The organism is Anaerococcoides asporogena (assembly GCF_029590275.1).
In the GTDB taxonomy this organism is placed as follows: Bacteria; Bacillota; Clostridia; order Clostridiales; family Clostridiaceae; genus JG1575.
Map to the genome: position 1 here is coordinate 2,341,180 of NZ_CP120965.1, position 16,573 is coordinate 2,357,752.

The 16,573-nt window shown below is 47.0% G+C and carries 15 protein-coding genes; 9 read left to right on the forward strand and 6 right to left on the reverse strand.

The window, feature by feature from the left end; translation table 11 throughout:
- Nucleotides 1-13: 13 nt before the first annotated feature.
- From P6M73_RS10775 to P6M73_RS10815, 9 genes are all read left to right on the forward strand, one after another.
- Nucleotides 14-1,018 carry a type I restriction endonuclease subunit R, EcoR124 family gene (locus P6M73_RS10775; protein ID WP_347276276.1) on the forward strand — a complete coding sequence of 335 codons (1,005 nt, stop codon included), beginning with the start codon at nt 14-16 and terminating at the stop codon, nt 1,016-1,018.
- A 17-nt stretch (nt 1,019-1,035) separates the two neighbouring features.
- Nucleotides 1,036-3,285, forward strand: a complete 2,250-nt coding sequence (locus tag P6M73_RS10780) for an AAA family ATPase (RefSeq protein ID WP_277853060.1) — start codon at nt 1,036-1,038, stop codon at nt 3,283-3,285.
- Nucleotides 3,286-3,344: 59 nt separating this feature from the next.
- The gene (locus tag P6M73_RS10785; protein WP_277853061.1) at nt 3,345-4,757 is read left to right on the forward strand and encodes a LuxR C-terminal-related transcriptional regulator; all 1,413 of its coding nucleotides are present in this window, start codon (nt 3,345-3,347) and stop codon (nt 4,755-4,757) included.
- A 227-nt stretch (nt 4,758-4,984) separates the two neighbouring features.
- Nucleotides 4,985-6,514: an IS1182 family transposase gene (locus P6M73_RS10790; protein ID WP_277853062.1), complete on the forward strand. Its 1,530-nt coding sequence runs from the start codon at nt 4,985-4,987 to the stop codon at nt 6,512-6,514.
- 245 nt (nt 6,515-6,759) lie between these two features.
- Nucleotides 6,760-7,269, forward strand: a complete 510-nt coding sequence (locus P6M73_RS10795; protein WP_277853063.1) for a hypothetical protein — start codon at nt 6,760-6,762, stop codon at nt 7,267-7,269.
- Nucleotides 7,270-7,305: 36 nt separating this feature from the next.
- A complete protein-coding gene (locus P6M73_RS10800; RefSeq protein ID WP_277853064.1) occupies nt 7,306-7,881 on the forward strand; it encodes a DUF4352 domain-containing protein in 576 nt (191 codons plus the stop codon).
- A 21-nt stretch (nt 7,882-7,902) separates the two neighbouring features.
- Nucleotides 7,903-10,023 (forward strand): hypothetical protein, encoded by a 2,121-nt coding sequence (locus P6M73_RS10805; protein ID WP_277853065.1) that lies wholly within the window; start codon nt 7,903-7,905, stop codon nt 10,021-10,023.
- A 17-nt stretch (nt 10,024-10,040) separates the two neighbouring features.
- Nucleotides 10,041-11,369 carry a zinc-ribbon domain-containing protein gene (locus P6M73_RS10810; RefSeq protein ID WP_277853066.1) on the forward strand — a complete coding sequence of 443 codons (1,329 nt, stop codon included), beginning with the start codon at nt 10,041-10,043 and terminating at the stop codon, nt 11,367-11,369.
- A 13-nt stretch (nt 11,370-11,382) separates the two neighbouring features.
- Nucleotides 11,383-11,760, forward strand: a complete 378-nt coding sequence (locus tag P6M73_RS10815; RefSeq protein ID WP_277853067.1) for a zinc ribbon domain-containing protein — start codon at nt 11,383-11,385, stop codon at nt 11,758-11,760.
- 17 nt (nt 11,761-11,777) lie between these two features.
- Here the strand turns inward: P6M73_RS10815 and P6M73_RS10820 are convergent, their stop codons facing one another.
- The 6 genes from P6M73_RS10820 to P6M73_RS10845 all read right to left on the reverse strand — a co-directional run bounded on the left by P6M73_RS10820 (nt 11,778) and on the right by P6M73_RS10845 (nt 16,562).
- Nucleotides 11,778-11,999, reverse strand: a complete 222-nt coding sequence (locus tag P6M73_RS10820) for a recombinase family protein (protein WP_489666445.1) — start codon at nt 11,997-11,999, stop codon at nt 11,778-11,780.
- A gap of 36 nt (nt 12,000-12,035) precedes the next feature.
- Complete coding sequence (locus P6M73_RS10825) at nt 12,036-12,275, reverse strand: SHOCT domain-containing protein (protein WP_277853068.1); 240 nt, start codon at nt 12,273-12,275, stop codon at nt 12,036-12,038.
- 121 nt (nt 12,276-12,396) lie between these two features.
- Nucleotides 12,397-13,083, reverse strand: coding sequence for a peptidoglycan recognition protein family protein (locus P6M73_RS10830; RefSeq protein WP_277853069.1), 687 nt, complete (start codon nt 13,081-13,083; stop codon nt 12,397-12,399).
- A gap of 3 nt (nt 13,084-13,086) precedes the next feature.
- On the reverse strand, nt 13,087-13,485 hold the full coding sequence (locus P6M73_RS10835) for a phage holin family protein (RefSeq protein WP_277853070.1): 399 nt from the start codon (nt 13,483-13,485) through the stop codon (nt 13,087-13,089).
- A gap of 47 nt (nt 13,486-13,532) precedes the next feature.
- Nucleotides 13,533-14,027 (reverse strand): discoidin domain-containing protein, encoded by a 495-nt coding sequence (locus P6M73_RS10840; protein ID WP_277855765.1) that lies wholly within the window; start codon nt 14,025-14,027, stop codon nt 13,533-13,535.
- Nucleotides 14,028-14,036: 9 nt separating this feature from the next.
- Nucleotides 14,037-16,562 (reverse strand): IPT/TIG domain-containing protein, encoded by a 2,526-nt coding sequence (locus P6M73_RS10845; RefSeq protein WP_277853071.1) that lies wholly within the window; start codon nt 16,560-16,562, stop codon nt 14,037-14,039.
- Between the last annotated feature and the right edge of the window lie 11 nt (nt 16,563-16,573).

Genomic DNA, 16,573 nt, shown 5'->3' on the forward strand with positions numbered 1-16,573 from the left:
GGGGAGCAATAATATGTTCCTGACGGGTTTTGACGCGACCACGCTGAACACTCTGTGGGTGGACAAGAACCTGAAACACCACGGACTGATTCAGGCGTTCTCCCGCACCAACCGAATCCTTAACAGCGTGAAGACGTTTGGTAACATCATCTGCTTCCGTAATTTGAAAAAAGCCACCGACGACGCAATCGCCCTGTTCGGCGACCGTGAAGCGGGTGGCATTGTCCTTTTGAAAACATATGACGACTATTACAATGGATACGAGCAGGACGGCAAGCACAAGTCGGGCTACAAAGAGTTAATAGAGCGGCTCCTTGCGGAATACCCCCTCGGCGTCGCTATACTTGGAGAAACGGCAAAGAAGGCGTTCATCGCTCTATTTGGTGCTATTCTGCGGCTTCGCAATATCCTCACGGCTTTTGACGACTTTGCGGGTAATGAAATTCTATCTGATCGTGATCTTCAAGATTACCAGAGCCTGTACATTGACCTATATCAGGAATTTCGCCCAAAAGATGATGGCGATAAGGAAAATATCAACGACGACATCGTGTTCGAGATGGAACTCATCAAACAGATAGAGGTAAACATCGACTACATTCTTATGCTTGTGGCACAGTACCATGAAAGCAACTGCACCGACAAAGAAATTCTCGCCGCCATCGATAAAGCTGTTAATTCAAGCATCGAACTGCGGAGCAAGAAGGAACTCATCAAAGGCTTTATCGCCCGTGTGAATACATCCACGCAAGTGGACGATGATTGGCGTAAATTTGTAGCTGAGCAGAAAGAAGCTGACCTCGCTACCCTCATTATTGACGAGAAACTAAAGGAAAATGAAACACGGCGATTCATCGATAATTCGTTCCGCGACGGTGCGCTAAAAACAACCGGCACAGATATTGATAAAATCCTACCGCCTGCGTCGCGCTTCGGCGGCGGCAACAGGCAGGAAAAGAAGCAGGGTGTGATTGCAAAGCTGCTTGGCTTCTTTGAGAAATATTTGGGATTGGTCTAAGAATCGGAGGTTGACAGATGAGTAAATATAAATCAGCAATAGAAAAAATAGTCGTTTCTGAGGCTACATTTCAAAATAGTTCAGAGCGAGAAATTGAGCCGTCGTGGATTAACTTCTTCTACGGCAACAACGGTAGCGGTAAAACGACTATTTCTCGGATGATACGGAATGGGCAGGGGTTGACATTTGGTAACGCTGCTCAAGCTGATGAATTTGCCACTGTCGTTTTCAACCGAGACTTTATAGATGAGGAACTCAAATTCGATATTATGCCCGGTGTGGTAATGCTCAGTAAAGAAGCTTCTGATAAACAACAGGAAATTGAGGGAAAGCAAAAAGAACAGGAACAGCTAAAGGGGCAACTCCAAACGGCAAACGATGAGGCGGGTGCAATCCAAACGAAGCGAAATAAATTGAAAGCCAGCCTTGATGCCGCAATTTGGAAAGCCGCAGCAAGGTACAAAAAGGTTTTCGGGGGCAAAGGCGATTTGAGTTCTACGGCTCGATGTGTTCAGAGAGTTTGCGGCACCACTCCCGTAGAGCGTGATTTTGACGATATAAAATCCCGTTACGAAGCTGCAACCGACCCGAATGCCACACGATATGATTCCGCCCCACTAAAATTATTGGATTTGGCAAAGCTTGAGAGTGCAGAAACATACCCCCTTCTCGGACAAGCGATAATCAGCACCGCCGATAACGCTTATAGCCGATTCTGGCAGAATTTGCACGCGATGGATTGGGTCAATACTGGGCATATCCATTATTCTGAGAACGCAGAGGGTTGCTGTCCATACTGCAAACGGGAACTACCCAGCGATTTTGAAGAACAATTCCTCGCCTGCTTTGACGAAAAATACTCTCAAGATTGCACCCGTCTTGGTGAATTTGGGCGTAAATATGCCGAGTATATGACAGCTACATTTATAGAGCCGTTAAGACGATACATTGAGTTAATTCCGCAGACAGGATTCGGCGATTGGAAAGCATATGGCGAACAGTTAAAATTGATCGAAAACACAGTACAGATGAACAATCAAAAAATCGCTGCGAAAATTGAAAAGCCCTCGGAAGTAGTCGGACTCAACAGCATAAGCGAATTTGTCGAACGAGTAAACGAGCTTCTCGCCGAAACAAATAAGCTGTTTGAAGCCAACAACAAAATCTTCGATGCCAAAGGCAAAACCTGCGAAGATTGTATCAATGAAGCGTGGGAACTGTTGGCCTTCGAAACGAGCGGAGATAGAGCTGCGTATGACGCTGAGGACAAAAAGTTAGCAGACGACAGCTTTCAAAAAGCAACCACTATAAAAAGGCTTAATGGTTCGTTCGGTGTCCTCAAAAATGAAATTCGAGATTTGTCAGACAAAATGGGTGGTACGGCGTCCACGGTTGAGAAAATCAATGCCCTGCTCCAAAAGACAGGGTTCAGAGGATTTCAACTCCGCCCCCACGCGAGAGTTCCTGATAAATATGAAGTTGTCCGCGAGGATGGCGAGGTAGCCAAAGGTCTAAGCGAAGGTGAGAAGAACTTCATAGCGTTTTTATATTTTTACTTTTATGTTCAGGGGGCGTGGCGCAAAGAAGACCTCGTTAAGGGAAAAATCGTAGTTATCGACGACCCCGTTTCAAGTATGGACAGTGGCGTTCTTTTTGTCGTCAGTTCGCTCGTCCGTAAATTGGTTGAGGACTGCTTCTTAGACGGCGGTCAATTCAACATTAAGCAGATTTTTATCTTGACGCACAATCCGTATTTCCATAAAGAAATATCCCATAAATACGAAACGAGCAGAGACGACATCGTTAAGAAATCATCATTTTTCTTTGTCAAGAAATCGGATGATAATGTTTCTACCGTTAGAATCAGTGAAATGGAATGCGTCACGAACGAAAGCGGCGTAGAAAACGTGTCACCTGTTAAAAACTCATATGATGCTTTATGGTGCGAATACAGGGACGCGCGACTTCCGGCAACGCTTCTCAGTGTAATTCAAAGAATTGTCGAATACTATTTTCTTCAACTCTGTAGTTACAGCATCGAGGATTTGCGAGGGCGGGTGAAAACCCACATCGGCGGGGACAACAAAAAACAGAGGATAGCTGATGAAATACTCCGCTTCATCTATGACGAAAAATTCGATGCCGGCGACGGCATCAATTACGCGCCCGACCATGACATACCAGCTTATAAAGATGTGTTCGAGGTGCTTTTTGAAGCGATGAGCCAAAAATCGCACTATCTCAAAATGTCAGGCGAATGTGAATGAGTTATTTAGAAGAATTAGGGCCACAATTTAGGCGATAGAAAAAGAGAGGAGGTTGTCAAATGAACGGACTTAAATCTTTCAATGCCCGCAGGCTTTCTGTTGCCGGATTTTCATTTCTCTTTGCATATATTCTGTCCTTCCAGTTTGAGGGACAGGTGCTGTATAGCCTGCTGGATCTGCGTGGAGCAGACGCCGACCGTTACATCCTGGCTGCAATTATCGCGCATTTTATGGGGCTTCTCACCTGCGGTCTGTTCGTCAGATCACGGGCGGCAGCCAAAAGCATAATGCTCGGCGGCATGGGCGTATGCCTTGTTGCCACCGTCCCCTTCTTTTTTGCGCCTACTTCTCTATGGTTGAGTGGACTGATTGTCAGCGGATACTTTAGCGGCTGCGCGGTGGCGGCATGGGGATTTTTTCTCAGGGCCTTTACGCCCAAGAACGAGCGCATTAAATCCTGTGCCGACATCCTGATTTATTCCAATTTGCTGATGATTGCGGTCAACGTGGTGGCCATGAACAGGTCAACCTTTATCGGGCTTAGCCTCTCTATGCTTTGTCTTGTAATCGGAGCGGTGTTTATTTGGATGCTGCCGTTGGAGCAGGAGAATGAGCAAAACAAAACATTTAAAAATAAGACGCATGGCGGCATTAAAAACCCACTAATATTGCTGTGTCTTTTTGTCTTTATCATTACAATTAATTCCGGACTGATGTATCAGGTCATCAACCCCGCTTTTGAGCATCTGACAGGGCTGGTGAGTTGGTATTGGGCAGTGCCTTATATCGTGGCGCTCGCCATTATGCGCAACCTGCCTATGAAAGCAAAGCGTTCCAGAATTTTGTATATCGGGATGGCAATGATTATAGGAGCGTTCATCAGCTTTATGCTGCTGGGGCGAAATACCTCCGACTATCTGACTGTGGATACGCTGATGCTCGGCGCCTGCGGTATTTTCGATCTGTTTTGGTGGAGCATCCTCGGAGAAATGCTGGATTATAGCGATAACCCTGCACATACCTTTGGTATTGGGCTTTCCGCCAATGTATTCGGTGTCCTTTGCGGAGGCGTCCTGGGAATGGCTGTGACATCCATGGGTCTTCCCGGTGCGGAGGTGGCGGTGATTGCCCTGACGGTGGTATGCGTTACACTGGTTATGCTGCCGCCCCTCAACCACCAGCTTGTTCTATTGCTGAAAAGCCATGCTTACCTTGCCGCTTATGACAATATGAGCCAGTCACAGCAAACGGATATTGTACGGCAGGTCAAAACGCTTGATCCGCTGACTGTCCGGGAGCAGGAGGTATTGCAGCTCATCCTTTCCGGCAAATCCAACCGTGAGATTGCCGGGGCTTTGTTCATCAGTGAGAATACCGTTAAAACACACGCAAGAAGTATTTTTTCAAAATACGATGTAGGGAGCCGTGCGGAGCTCATCAGCACCCTACTGAAAAACCAAATGGTTAGATGATACATAAAACTGCATAAATACTGGGTTTAACCCGGAGCTGTTGCAAAATTGCACCCAAAAAAAAGATCTATCGGAGATCCCAAGTGGATTTTCGATAGACCTTTTTCGTTTGTGAAAAAGCTTTGAACTGGCTCGTAGAGCCAGTTCAAGTGAGTTATAATTAAGTTACAATGCAAAATCTAACTCACTTTAATTTTAATCAAAAAGTCCCTGCATTTCAACTGAGAATGAACTTTAACGTGGAGACCTACATTCCTGAAGATAACAAGGTCCGCCTGGTGTGCAATGTTGTTGAAAAGATGAATCTGGAACCCATCTTAAGCACCTGCTCCCGTCGTGGCAGAAAGCCGGTTGTTGACCCTGTGACCATGTTAAAGATCCTGTTGTTTTGCTACAGCGAAGGAATTTTCACCGCCCGCAGCATTGAAGACTTTTGTATTTATGACGTTCGAGCGCATTATCTTCTCGAAGGTCATAAGGCACCGGATCATTCCACTATCAATCGATTCCGCAATTCGTTGGAAGATCACACCACAGAGCTTCTTACCCAGTTCGTTGAGATGCTAATCGAAGAAGGCCACATCGACCTTGAAAGCATCTTTATCGATGGCACAAAAATTGAGTCGATGGCAGGCCGGTACACGTTTGTCTGGCGTAAAAGTATCGAAAAGAATCAACAAAAGCTGGCGGAGCGAATGATCAAGGAACTTAGTTTACCCGAAAAAAGCAATCTCCAAGAGATCATACAGACGGTGCAGAGGGAATTCGACCACATCCGAAACACCTGCAAAAAAGAGCATATTGTCTTTGTTTATGGCATCGGCAAACGAAAAACGCAGCTTCAGCGCGATTACGAACACTACAAAGAAGTATTGGAAAGGTTTCATGCCTATTGTGAGCATCTGCGCATCCTGGGCGTTCGAAACAGCTATTCCAAAACAGATCATGATGCCACCTTCATGCGGATGAAAGAAGACCACATGCTGAACGGCCAACTCAAGCCTGCCTATAACATCCAGTTCGCCTCTAGCGGAGCATTCGTCATCGGCGTGATGGGCAGTCAAAAAAGCAATGACCTCCATACCATGATCCCCTTCTTCAATCAGATGATGCCACGGCTAGGAGCTTATCTGGATAAGGCCGTCCTGGATGCCGGTTATGAGAGTGTCGAAAACTATGCCTACATCGATGAGCATGGATTGAGAGCCTACATCAAGCCAGCAAATTATGAAAAATCAAAAACCAAAAAGGTTCGTGAAGATATCGGTCGCAAAGAAAACATGGAATATCTGGAGGGCGAAGACGCTTATCTGTGCAAAAATGGCAAGAAGTTGATTCGAATGAAAGACTCCGTGCGAAGGTATGATTCCGGTTATGAAGACACCATCCGAAATTACCGTTGTTCTGAATGCAGTGGTTGCCCGTTGAGTAAGCAATGCATCAAGAGCCGAAAAGAGACTGAACCGACCAGTAAATCCATCAAATTCTCCCCAGCCTTTGAGGCGTTCCGACGGCAGTCGCATGAAAATATCACGAGTGAAGATGGCGTCATTCAGAGGATGAACCGATCGATTCAAGCGGAAGGACAGTTCTCTAAGCTAAAAGATGGACTTCGCTATGAACGGTTCCGACACTGTGGCCTGAAAAAAATAGTTTCGGACATCACCCTGATGGCTATGGGGATTAACCTTAACAAGCTCCACAGCAAAATTTTAAAGCAGCAAAAGGGTGTAATCCTTTATAAAAAGACAGCATAAGTCAGGCGAGACCTAATTTTCTCGAAGGCTTGTTAAGTGCGCATAAAAATAGCACACTTAACAAGCTTTCTTAGAATTAAGCAAAAAGTTCATACGATTGTTAGTTCTGAATAACGAAAAAGGAGTTGTTGCTCATTTAGTTACCTAGTTTTGCAACAGCTCCTTTTTTCGTAAAATCATCCTTTCGAACGATGCTTTTTGAGACATCCTTCCCTAAAATGACTACTGGAGGAGGGTTGGTGCAAATGAAATTAATCCGAAAACGGCGCAATGGATATGCCTTAATGTTCGCAGCCAGTATTTGTTTGGCGGTGTGGCTCGGTGTAACTTCTATGTTAGAAGTGGTTTTCGCCTTTGGAGCGATCAGCCTTATCTCTCTCATGTTATTGGTGAGGCAGAGTCGTCTGCTCAATGACGCAACACTTATTTGGGATAATCGCATCCTTGCGGTGCCATCTGCTCTCATCTCCATGCCAGGCCGCCAAATGAAAAAAGACACTGAGGAAACTGTAGTATCTACCTTTGGTGTGTTAATTGGCAGCAGAATCTACCGATGGGGCCTCGACGGGGTGCATGGCGTGCGGCTGCACACCGCCCATATTGATCAGGAACGGTTATACCTGACCTTTGGCAATAAGGATCAGACCATGCGGGTAGAGCTGCTGCACGGAATGACAGGGAAGCAGGCGGTACTGGATGCCGCACAAAAGCTGCTTCGTGAAACCGGCGTAACGGCAGTTGTCAACGGCTGGTAATCCAGTAAAATTATATCTGAATAATGGAGGAACACGATGAAAAAGTTTATTACATTCTTTCTAACACTTATGATGATGATTTCCCTCGCCGCTTGCGACGGTGAATCGCCATCGGAAAGCTCTACGCCCACAGGCGGCAGCACAACGTCCGATAACTCAAAAAAAGAAGAAGCAAAGGTGTATGGTATCGGCGAGGCGGCCGAGGCAAACGGACTTTCCGTTACAATAGATAAAGTAGCTGTAGCCGAAGCGAATACCACGCTTGAAAAAGCAAAAGATGGGTTTGAATATATCAAAGTCTGGTTTACCATCAAAAACATATCTAACGAAACGATTGAATCACCGAAGGCGAAGGCTTTGTATATTGTGTATACCGAGGGGGCCACAGGTGACGACAGCGATATGAAATCGGAGGAAAATTCACAGGTTATGCTTGAAGTCGCTGACCGCAATGAAAGATATATGTCAAGAGTTGACCTTGCACCCGGTGAATCCACCAGCGGCTGGATGATATATCAGTATCAAGCCGACAAAAGCGAGATTACAATGCACTATTACTCCGGCTTTGTCAATGTGCCGCCGGATTTGGTATTCAAATTCACGGTTGAATAAGTTTTAAGGAGGATTTACACAATGAAACGAAGATTATTGTCCCTTATTCTGACTGCCATAATGCTGCTGTCGGCTATGGCAGGACTTACAAGCTGTTCGTCTGGCGACGGTTCAGCTTCCGGCAAGGTATCACCTAAGTCGGAAAAGAAAATCGGCAACGCGAAACGGGACGGCGTTGAAATCGTCATTCCCGCCGGAACCTTTGAAAAAGCCGTAAACGTGAGTATCGGTATAGCCGATGAAAACGAGATAGCGGCTGAGGACGGAGCGAGCTACCTTTTTTCTCCGATAGAGCTTACATCTGATGGAGGCGAGCATACTCTCGGCGAGACGGTTACGGTAAGAATAAAGCTTCCGAAGTCCGTCAGTGAGGACCATTACCTCACGATCATGGGTGCGTATTACGACGGCGAAAGATGGGAATACATACTGCCCGATGCCGAGGCGCTGCAGAACGGTTATTTGCAGTTCGGCACTCCACACTTCTCACGCTTCGCTGCGGTGAAGCTCGAAAAAGAAAAGGCGCTTGATAAATACGCCGAAACGCTTGCGACGCAAAAAGTCACAGGGTCAAAGCCGAGTGAAGAGCTTACGGACTGCTTCACCCAAACGCTGGACAGTTTGGGCTTCACGGACGAGACTGTACAGGGCATTATCATGCAGAAGATTGCGAAGGAGCTGCACAGCTCATCCGAGTTTATCATCAACGCGAAAAACGGAGATGTCGGCGATATTGCCGGACAGGGCGCAGAGCTTGTAGCAGGGGCTATTTTGAAATCCATTGGCGACAAGAAGGTTGTCGAACAGCTGAAAACATACGCCGGAGGAGCAACATCAGGAGCTGTCGCGGCTGCTTTAAAATTATATGAGGGTGGCGACTACAAAGAGGCATCCAAAGAGTTTGTTTATGCGGCGTTAGACGTTATCCCCGCGGCAAAGCTTGGTAAGGCTGTTGTTGAGGCGACGAAAGCCGGAGCCGAGATGTGGCAGGATTATTCTGTTGAGAGCGCTTACAATGTATATCTTAAACAAAATATCGCTTCTGACGGAAATATTTCCGCCGATAGCTGGGACACTATATTTTTCAACATGGGCAGCGGTCTTGACTATATGCAGCGCGAATACCGCACGGCATACGCCAAGGCAAGCGGTAAAACGCTGAAGGAGATCGAAGCGGATAAAGCGCTTCGTAACATGCTTGACAGTCAGATTGTAAATGACATTAAGCGCAGCTTCATGTCCCGGTATACAAACGGCAACGCAATTGCGGCGGAAAAAGCCCGCATAAAAGAAATGCTTGCGACCTTTGACAAATACGGACTACTTTCATGGAATAAGCTGCTCGGTTTTCCTGTAGATATGGAGTTTGCGAGCAGGATAGATTCGCTTATGAAAATACGCGAAAATATCCTCGATCTTGTCGGAGGCGACCGTTCAGTATTCGGCTCGAATGAAGACGAGATCGAAGGTAACTTGGCGGAAGCCATTTATAAATGGCTGGAATGCGGCAAGGACAGGGGTAAGTTTTACGACTGGATGCGCGAAAAGGGGTATCTCGCAAGTCCAAAGGAGACAATCGGCTATTGGAAGTTAGTGCGGTCGTTTACGAATAAATATGAAACAAGCGCATCAAATGAAAATTATGTTGAAACATGGAGCGGCGGAAACGGCAGCTATACTTACAACTGCAAGTTTATCGGGAATCATTGGTATACAGCAAGCACGCACGACGACTGTCACGGTGAATTTGTCAACAACACTGGAACATCAAGCACTCCAAAAGACAGTTATATGGGAGGTGAACGGGTTGAAATTGATTTGAAAATCACTGCGAACACATCGTCAAATATCTGCTTTCATCTTGGTGCTTCGCTGGGAGCGAGAATTTCATATGTAAACGATGACGATCCATTTGTCGGGTATGATACAAGTTTATATGATATAACCGAGAAAATTACAAGGAGCTATATAATGACAGGCAAGAATGATACAAATACAGGCTACTGGGGTGAAAGTGCCACGGTAGGCGGAGAAATGCCGAGCGGCTCCGCCAATGGAGATAAAGTCTATATTGTTATCGGTATGGGCGGCGGAAACAATTCCGTAGAGACTGCCTATGAATACGAGTGGGTCGTAAAATAAACGGTGGGGGTGGGTTCATGACAAAGAAGAAAACGAGCAAAAACATACCCCTGCCCATCCTTATCCTGATCTGCACTGTCCTGCTGTTTGCCATGTATTTAAGTCTCTCCACGCTGGCGCTGGCGATATGGGGCGACAGCGTAATGGGTACGGTGGACAGCTATGACAGCCGGCTGGATGATACCGACGCGGGGCAAAATCGCTCCCGCACTGTTTCCAAGGGCTATTGGTTTCTGGTAAACGGCAAGGAATACCGGGGCTATGTGATATATAGCAGCGACGAGGCATGGCCGAGCCTTACCGAGGGCGAAACGCGCTCCGAGCGCATCCGCTACCTTAGTTTTTTACCTTATGTGAATAAGCCCGCCATGCTGTGCGAATTTAGCGAGATGGGCGAAGTAGCAATTATTCACCACATTCTCGCCCCTATCGGTTATCTGCTTTTGCTGCTGCTTGTCATACGCACAGCCAGAGGCGGGAAAAAAAAGAAAACAGCGGCGAGGAAACCCGCCGCGCCTCAAATATTCGAAGTAAGGAGTGATACGGATATGTTTTGTCCTAACTGCGGAAACAAGATTACGAAGGGTATGGCTTTCTGTTCAAGCTGCGGCACAAAAATACAAACAAACGCCCCCGGTGTGTGTACTGCTTGCGGCGCAACGCTTCCGGAGGGAGCCGAATTTTGTATTGGCTGCGGAAAGGCGGTGAATTCGGCAACGTCGGAGCCGATGGAACCACACCATGTAGCAACTCCTGCGCCCCCACAGAGCGGCGCGGGGCTGGTCGGCTTTTCCGACAGGTATAACTGCCCTGAGATACTGGCGGCCGCACAGAAAAACAAAAAATTCTCCATTGGCTGTATGTGGATATTGGTGTTCGTGCCGCTCATCGGCTTTCCTGTCGCCGGTCTGCTGATGGACGATTTCCCCTTTGGAGAATCCATTATCATCGGCATGGGCATTGCTCTTGTCATGCTGGTCTTTAATCTGCTGGCGTTGAGAAGAACCAAGCAACCAATGTGGGAGGGTGTGGTCGTCAATAAGTATAGCAAGGAGAAAAGCGAGCATAAGGGCGGCGAAGATGATAACTACAGAACCTATACGGAATATACCACAATCATTAACACCGATGCGGACAAGAAAAAGACTATCGTGGAAAAGGACAGCGGGCGGCATATGTATGATTATCTCTCCGTTGGTGACAGGGTGCGGTTTCATCCCAAATTCGGTACATACGAGAAGTACGACAAATCTAAAGACCGTATCATTTACTGCAATGTCTGCTCCATGATGAACCCCATACAAAATGACCGCTGCAAGCGGTGTAATAACCTATTATTTAAATAAGGAGGATTTTATAATGGAGAGATTTGACACGCTGCTGGAGGCTGCGGAGTTTTCGGCAACACGCTGCACAAGCTGGAGTTTTGCCACTTCAAATGATAGATACGATGTAAAAGGCTTGCTGGTGCTTGCCGAAACAAGCGATAGTGAAGACCCCATCGATGAGGACAGCTTTTATGTGGTATCGCCTGCCGGAGCTATCGGCTTATGTAACGACGGCGAGGACATCGATTGGCTGTTTCTGTCTGACGCTGCGCCGAATGAGGATCTGCCGCTGACATATGGGAGCGTTCCTCAGATGAAGTTTTGTCCTAAATGTGGCCTGCCCGTCGTTCCCGGTTCTCGATTTTGCGGTAAGTGTGGATGTAAATTAAAACAAAAAGCCCTTGAATAGCCGAGCAAATCGGCTATTTAAGGGCTTTTGGGGTTTTGTCCATAAGGCGTGTATTCATCGTAATAAATTCCGGCAAACTCCCACTGTACATTTTTCTTGATGTAGCTTTCATAGTGAGTTCGCTGATTCTCAAGGCTTGCTAACTGATCCTCAAAATCCGTTGAGACCCGGCAATAAGCCGCTACCCGAAGTTTTCTTGCGGAGTCAGCTTGTTTGGGCGGAATCTTTGTAATCTGCATGCTTTTCACCTCCTTTGGTTATGTGACATAGTACCTCTAGACCCGCACCATATCAAGCTTTATGGGCAATAGATGTTCATATTGGGGCCTGAAGGATTTATGGTTAAGATGACTGATTTCTTGGTGTTCTTCTTGGGTAATTAAACCTGCCTTCCAGAGCTTTTCCAGGATTTCCTGGGCAATGAAAAAGCTGACCTCCATTTGAAATTCTTCGATGTTCATGGGCTTTGACTCTTCACTGGGAAGCCTTGCTCCATCAATTTTTGTAATTTGCATATTGGCACGCATCCTTTCACAAGGAAATACCCTTGTACCTATATGCGATGAAAAGTCCCTTTTCGAACCCCCAAAAAAGAAAAAAAGCCCTGAAAGAGTGTTTAACTCCTCAGGGCATCGATTAATCATATTTTAAGAACACATCTTTGAATCCGGCTTTTCTGGCCTTCTCCAGTACCGCTTCAGCATTGGCACGTTCCAGGTAGGATCCTAAAATCACGCGGAAGAATTTTCTTGGCTCTGCGCTTTCTGCGAGTTTAGCTTTCACATCCGCCCGGAAGTCATCCATGGACTTTCCATGCTTTGGAAACCAGTACAGCACATCCCCATGGTTACTGGCAATGCCAAGCTTATGACCTTCACTGTGGCAGATAATGGATTTCTCGGTGAAATTGAACTCTTTGCAAAGACTCACGCAAAGCTCGACCGCTTCCTGATAGACTGCAGTGAAGTAATCTTTGTCCTTTAAGTTATCTTCGCAGATCTCGATGCCGATGTGGGTGTCATTGGCAAAGCCTGCCGCATGCCAGCCGCGATGATTCCAGGGTAGCGTCTGGTAAGTGGCGATGGTCCCGTCAGCGAGCTTACCAATGAAGGCATGGACGCAGACCTTACGGCCATCAGGCTTATCCTGATTCCAGTGGTTGCCATAGACATTGCGACCCAGGAGTCCATCGTCTGGCCCCACGTAGCGCTTCAGGGCCGGGTTATTGGCCCCAGTGGAATGGATCATGATCCCCAGTGGGGTGATAGTCTTTCCGGCCTTGTAGCAGGCATTTTGAGTGAAGATTAGTTTCTTTAAATTCATTATTTAGTCCTCCTTGTTGAGCTGCGCGAGTACATTCTTTAAATTCTCAGGGACCGGCAGACCGATCTTTGCAGTGTTCTCCAGAATGCTGATGCCCTCATTGGATAAATAGAAGAAAATCACAGCGGTGCGGATCACCCCTTCATTTTGTAATAGCCTCGAGTCAACGATGTGGCCGACTGCCACCAGTGAAAAGAGGACTACCTTTTTGAAGATCCCGCGAAAGCCTGCCTCACTAGATAGCCGTTTCTCGAGTACCGCCACCATCAGCCCTGTGATGTAATCAATGACGACAAAGGCTACCAGGGCATAGAGAAATCCATCCCATCCGCCCAGGAAGTAGCCGATATAGCCCCCCATCACCGTAACGATCATCTGGATCGTATTAACAAGTTCCTTCATTTTTTTATTCCCCCTCAAATTAAAAATAGAGCCCCTAAGGCTCAAGACTATATGAATTGACTAAAGCGTACTTTTCGCTCACCAGTATCTGGTGGTACATAACTATCATCAGCCCACACCTCCAATTCCACCCAGTGGTTGCTGGAATTGGCATTACTCCCTCTGATCCCATCTCGGACATACTTGACCAGCCTTGGTGGAAATGTATGAGTTTTTCCGCTGCTAGTCTCATTGTATCTGCCACTAACTTTTGAATCGAAAATGGTTGTCCAATTGATATTGTCCGGACTGACTTCAACAATCGCATCATAATAGCTTCTCCCTGAGTAATGCCAAACTTTGATTTCGTGGACATAATATCGAGCCCCCAGGTCTAAAGTTACCTTGACAGGCTTTCCATCAGTTGAAATCCCACCATCAATATAGGTGCTAGTCGAGCCGGATGATTTAAGGCCATCAGTCACTTTTTTATAATCCCAGTGATTGACTCCTGAGAAATTACCCGAATTCCAAAATGTGCTTCGTCCTCTTGCCACATTCACTATTGCCAATTAAACCACCTCACACAAAATAGATAGAGATAAGCTACTGCCAGGGGTAGTCGTCCCCACCGAGTCAATATCCAAGGTCAGCTTGTCTCCCTGTTTAATTAATGAAACATCCGGAGGCATGGCAAGGACCATTGTCTGCGCTTCTGGAATACCAGGACGATTGACCTGAGTTGTATATGCGCTGACCCCATTAATATTGAGGTCACAAAAGATACCTCCGCCAGATGGAGCAGTATCAACACTCAGCCGAACTTCAATGATCCTCAAATTCATCGGGCTCAAAATTGCCATTGCAGCTGGCTCTATTTTTAACGGTCCACCAACATAAAAAGAAAATGCCCGGTAGTCAGGTTTAAATTCCAGTCCTGTCCCTTCTGCATTGACTGTGAGCTGTTTGCCTTCTTGACCTGCGTAGCTCTCCGGTGCGTCCGCCAGATCCGTAAAAAGATGCTGGTGGATTTTATTGGCTTTATTCTGCAGGAGCTGGTTTACTTCAGATTCTGAATACCCATCAGAACTTGATGAGGGGGTTGATAGGACGTCCGATCCGCTGAACTGGGTGAACCGCTCAACCTTTTGATTCATTTTGATCTCATGCTCGAGCATGGTGTTATTTAAATCCAGGGTATACTCCAAGGCCCCGGTCTCATCATTTTCACTGACGGTGATACCTTTGACCTTAACCTTATCGTGAAAGCCTACAGGGTCATGCCCCTCTGGCGGGATGTTCCAGCCGATCCAGTCGCCGATCGCAAAGGACTCCAGGGGTTTGAGCTTATAGCCGTTCTCATCGGCAAACTTCACAACCGTCCCTTGGATCCCCCACTGAGGTAGAGCCATGCGCTTTAGGTAGGCATCCCCATATTCACTGAGGCCGGACTGGATGTTATTGGCCGAGAGATAGCCCTCCCGTCGTCCGAAAGTATAAGCACTTTGCGGGTGAGTGGAAATGGCGAGCTGCTTTTCTTTGCCCTCCACCAAGATTTCATTGACGAGTTTACTGGTATCAATCTGGTGCTGATGACTCAAGATCGCCTGCCCTGGCCGATAGACGACGGAATCATGGAGATCTGCGCTTCGATCTTTGTAGATGTTGAGCTTCAGGCTCGGCGTCATCTCAATGTCAAAGTAGCCCAGTCCTTCGGTGAATTTGGTCACCACTTCACTTAAGGGTGTCCCGACATGGAATGAAAGATTCACATCCTCAATAAAGACATTTCCGATGCTGTCTCGATCATCCTCCCAGCCAATGTCAATCTCAAGAAGACTGCCGCGATGCTGTGCCTCTAAGATTAATGTTCGAAGGACGCTACTGGCAGTTCCTGTAAAAAGACGATCAAGCTGCGGCTGCCCTAAATTTTCCGGATACACGACTGCCCGGTCAAGGAGTGAAAGCACACCTCGGCCACTGACTGAAATCATCTGCTGCTCATCGGATGAGACATAGGATGGTTTCACCGATTCAATGATCCACTTATAGAGCGGCTGTCCGTCAAGTTTCACTAGGATCAGATTGTCTTCACGGATTCCATCAACTCCTGAATGGTAGCGGCTAATTTGAAAACTGCCACTTCCGGGGTTATTCTGAAGCAGCTGAAAGGCTTTTGCCTTGGCCATGTCTAGCTGCCTCACGATGAGGTTGGGACTTTTACGCTCACAAATAAAAAGCTCAATGCCGACATCATCCGTGGGGATCCCGGCATAAACTTCAAAGCCTTTGAGGTTACTGTCCCGGGTTCCAGGAACGGTGAGCTGAACTTTTAACGCACCACTTTCTGCCCCAATGGGCACCTGAATAACAATTTCATTCCAGGACCAGGAGACAATGCCGCAAGACGTCGTGCCAAGAAACACCAATCCGCCGTAGCCCCGCAGGAAACGATCCTCGTTCTGAACATCACTTAAATTGGTGAATCCAAAGCCTGATCCATAAATCGTCACATGCGCTCCTTGAGGGCCTCTGCGGGCTGAGAGCCGCTCAATAAAAGGAAACGGGGGGTCATCGGTGATGTTGGAATACTGCGCCCAAGCCCGGCGATCGGACCAAGGCACAGGAGATTTTGTGATAGAGGCATATTGAATCCATGCTCGTTTGTTGGCCCATGGAACCGTCTGCTTGGCCACATTGGCGTATTGAGCCAGGATACGTTTATTCACCCAAGGGACCGGCGCTTTAGAGACGTTGGCGTAAAAAGAAAGCGACCGTTTCATGATGGTAGAAATGGTAAATGAACGTGATGGAGAAACTGTGATTCCATCAACATTTGTGGCAGTAACCCGCCAGTACCAGGTGCCCTCTTCCAAAGTTTTAATCACCCGCACTGAAGTATTATGGGTAACATTGGAATAATCTACTGACTGAAACTTTGAGCTATCAAAAGTCTCAACCTGGTCGACCTCAAAGGAGATGCTTGTGGCTACCGCATTTATATCTGGATCAGTGTAGATGGCATCAAAATGCACCACAAGGCTAGTGATGTTCTCTAGGCTTTGCGGAGACACAAGATTAATGACTGGTAGTCCCACCTATTCCACCT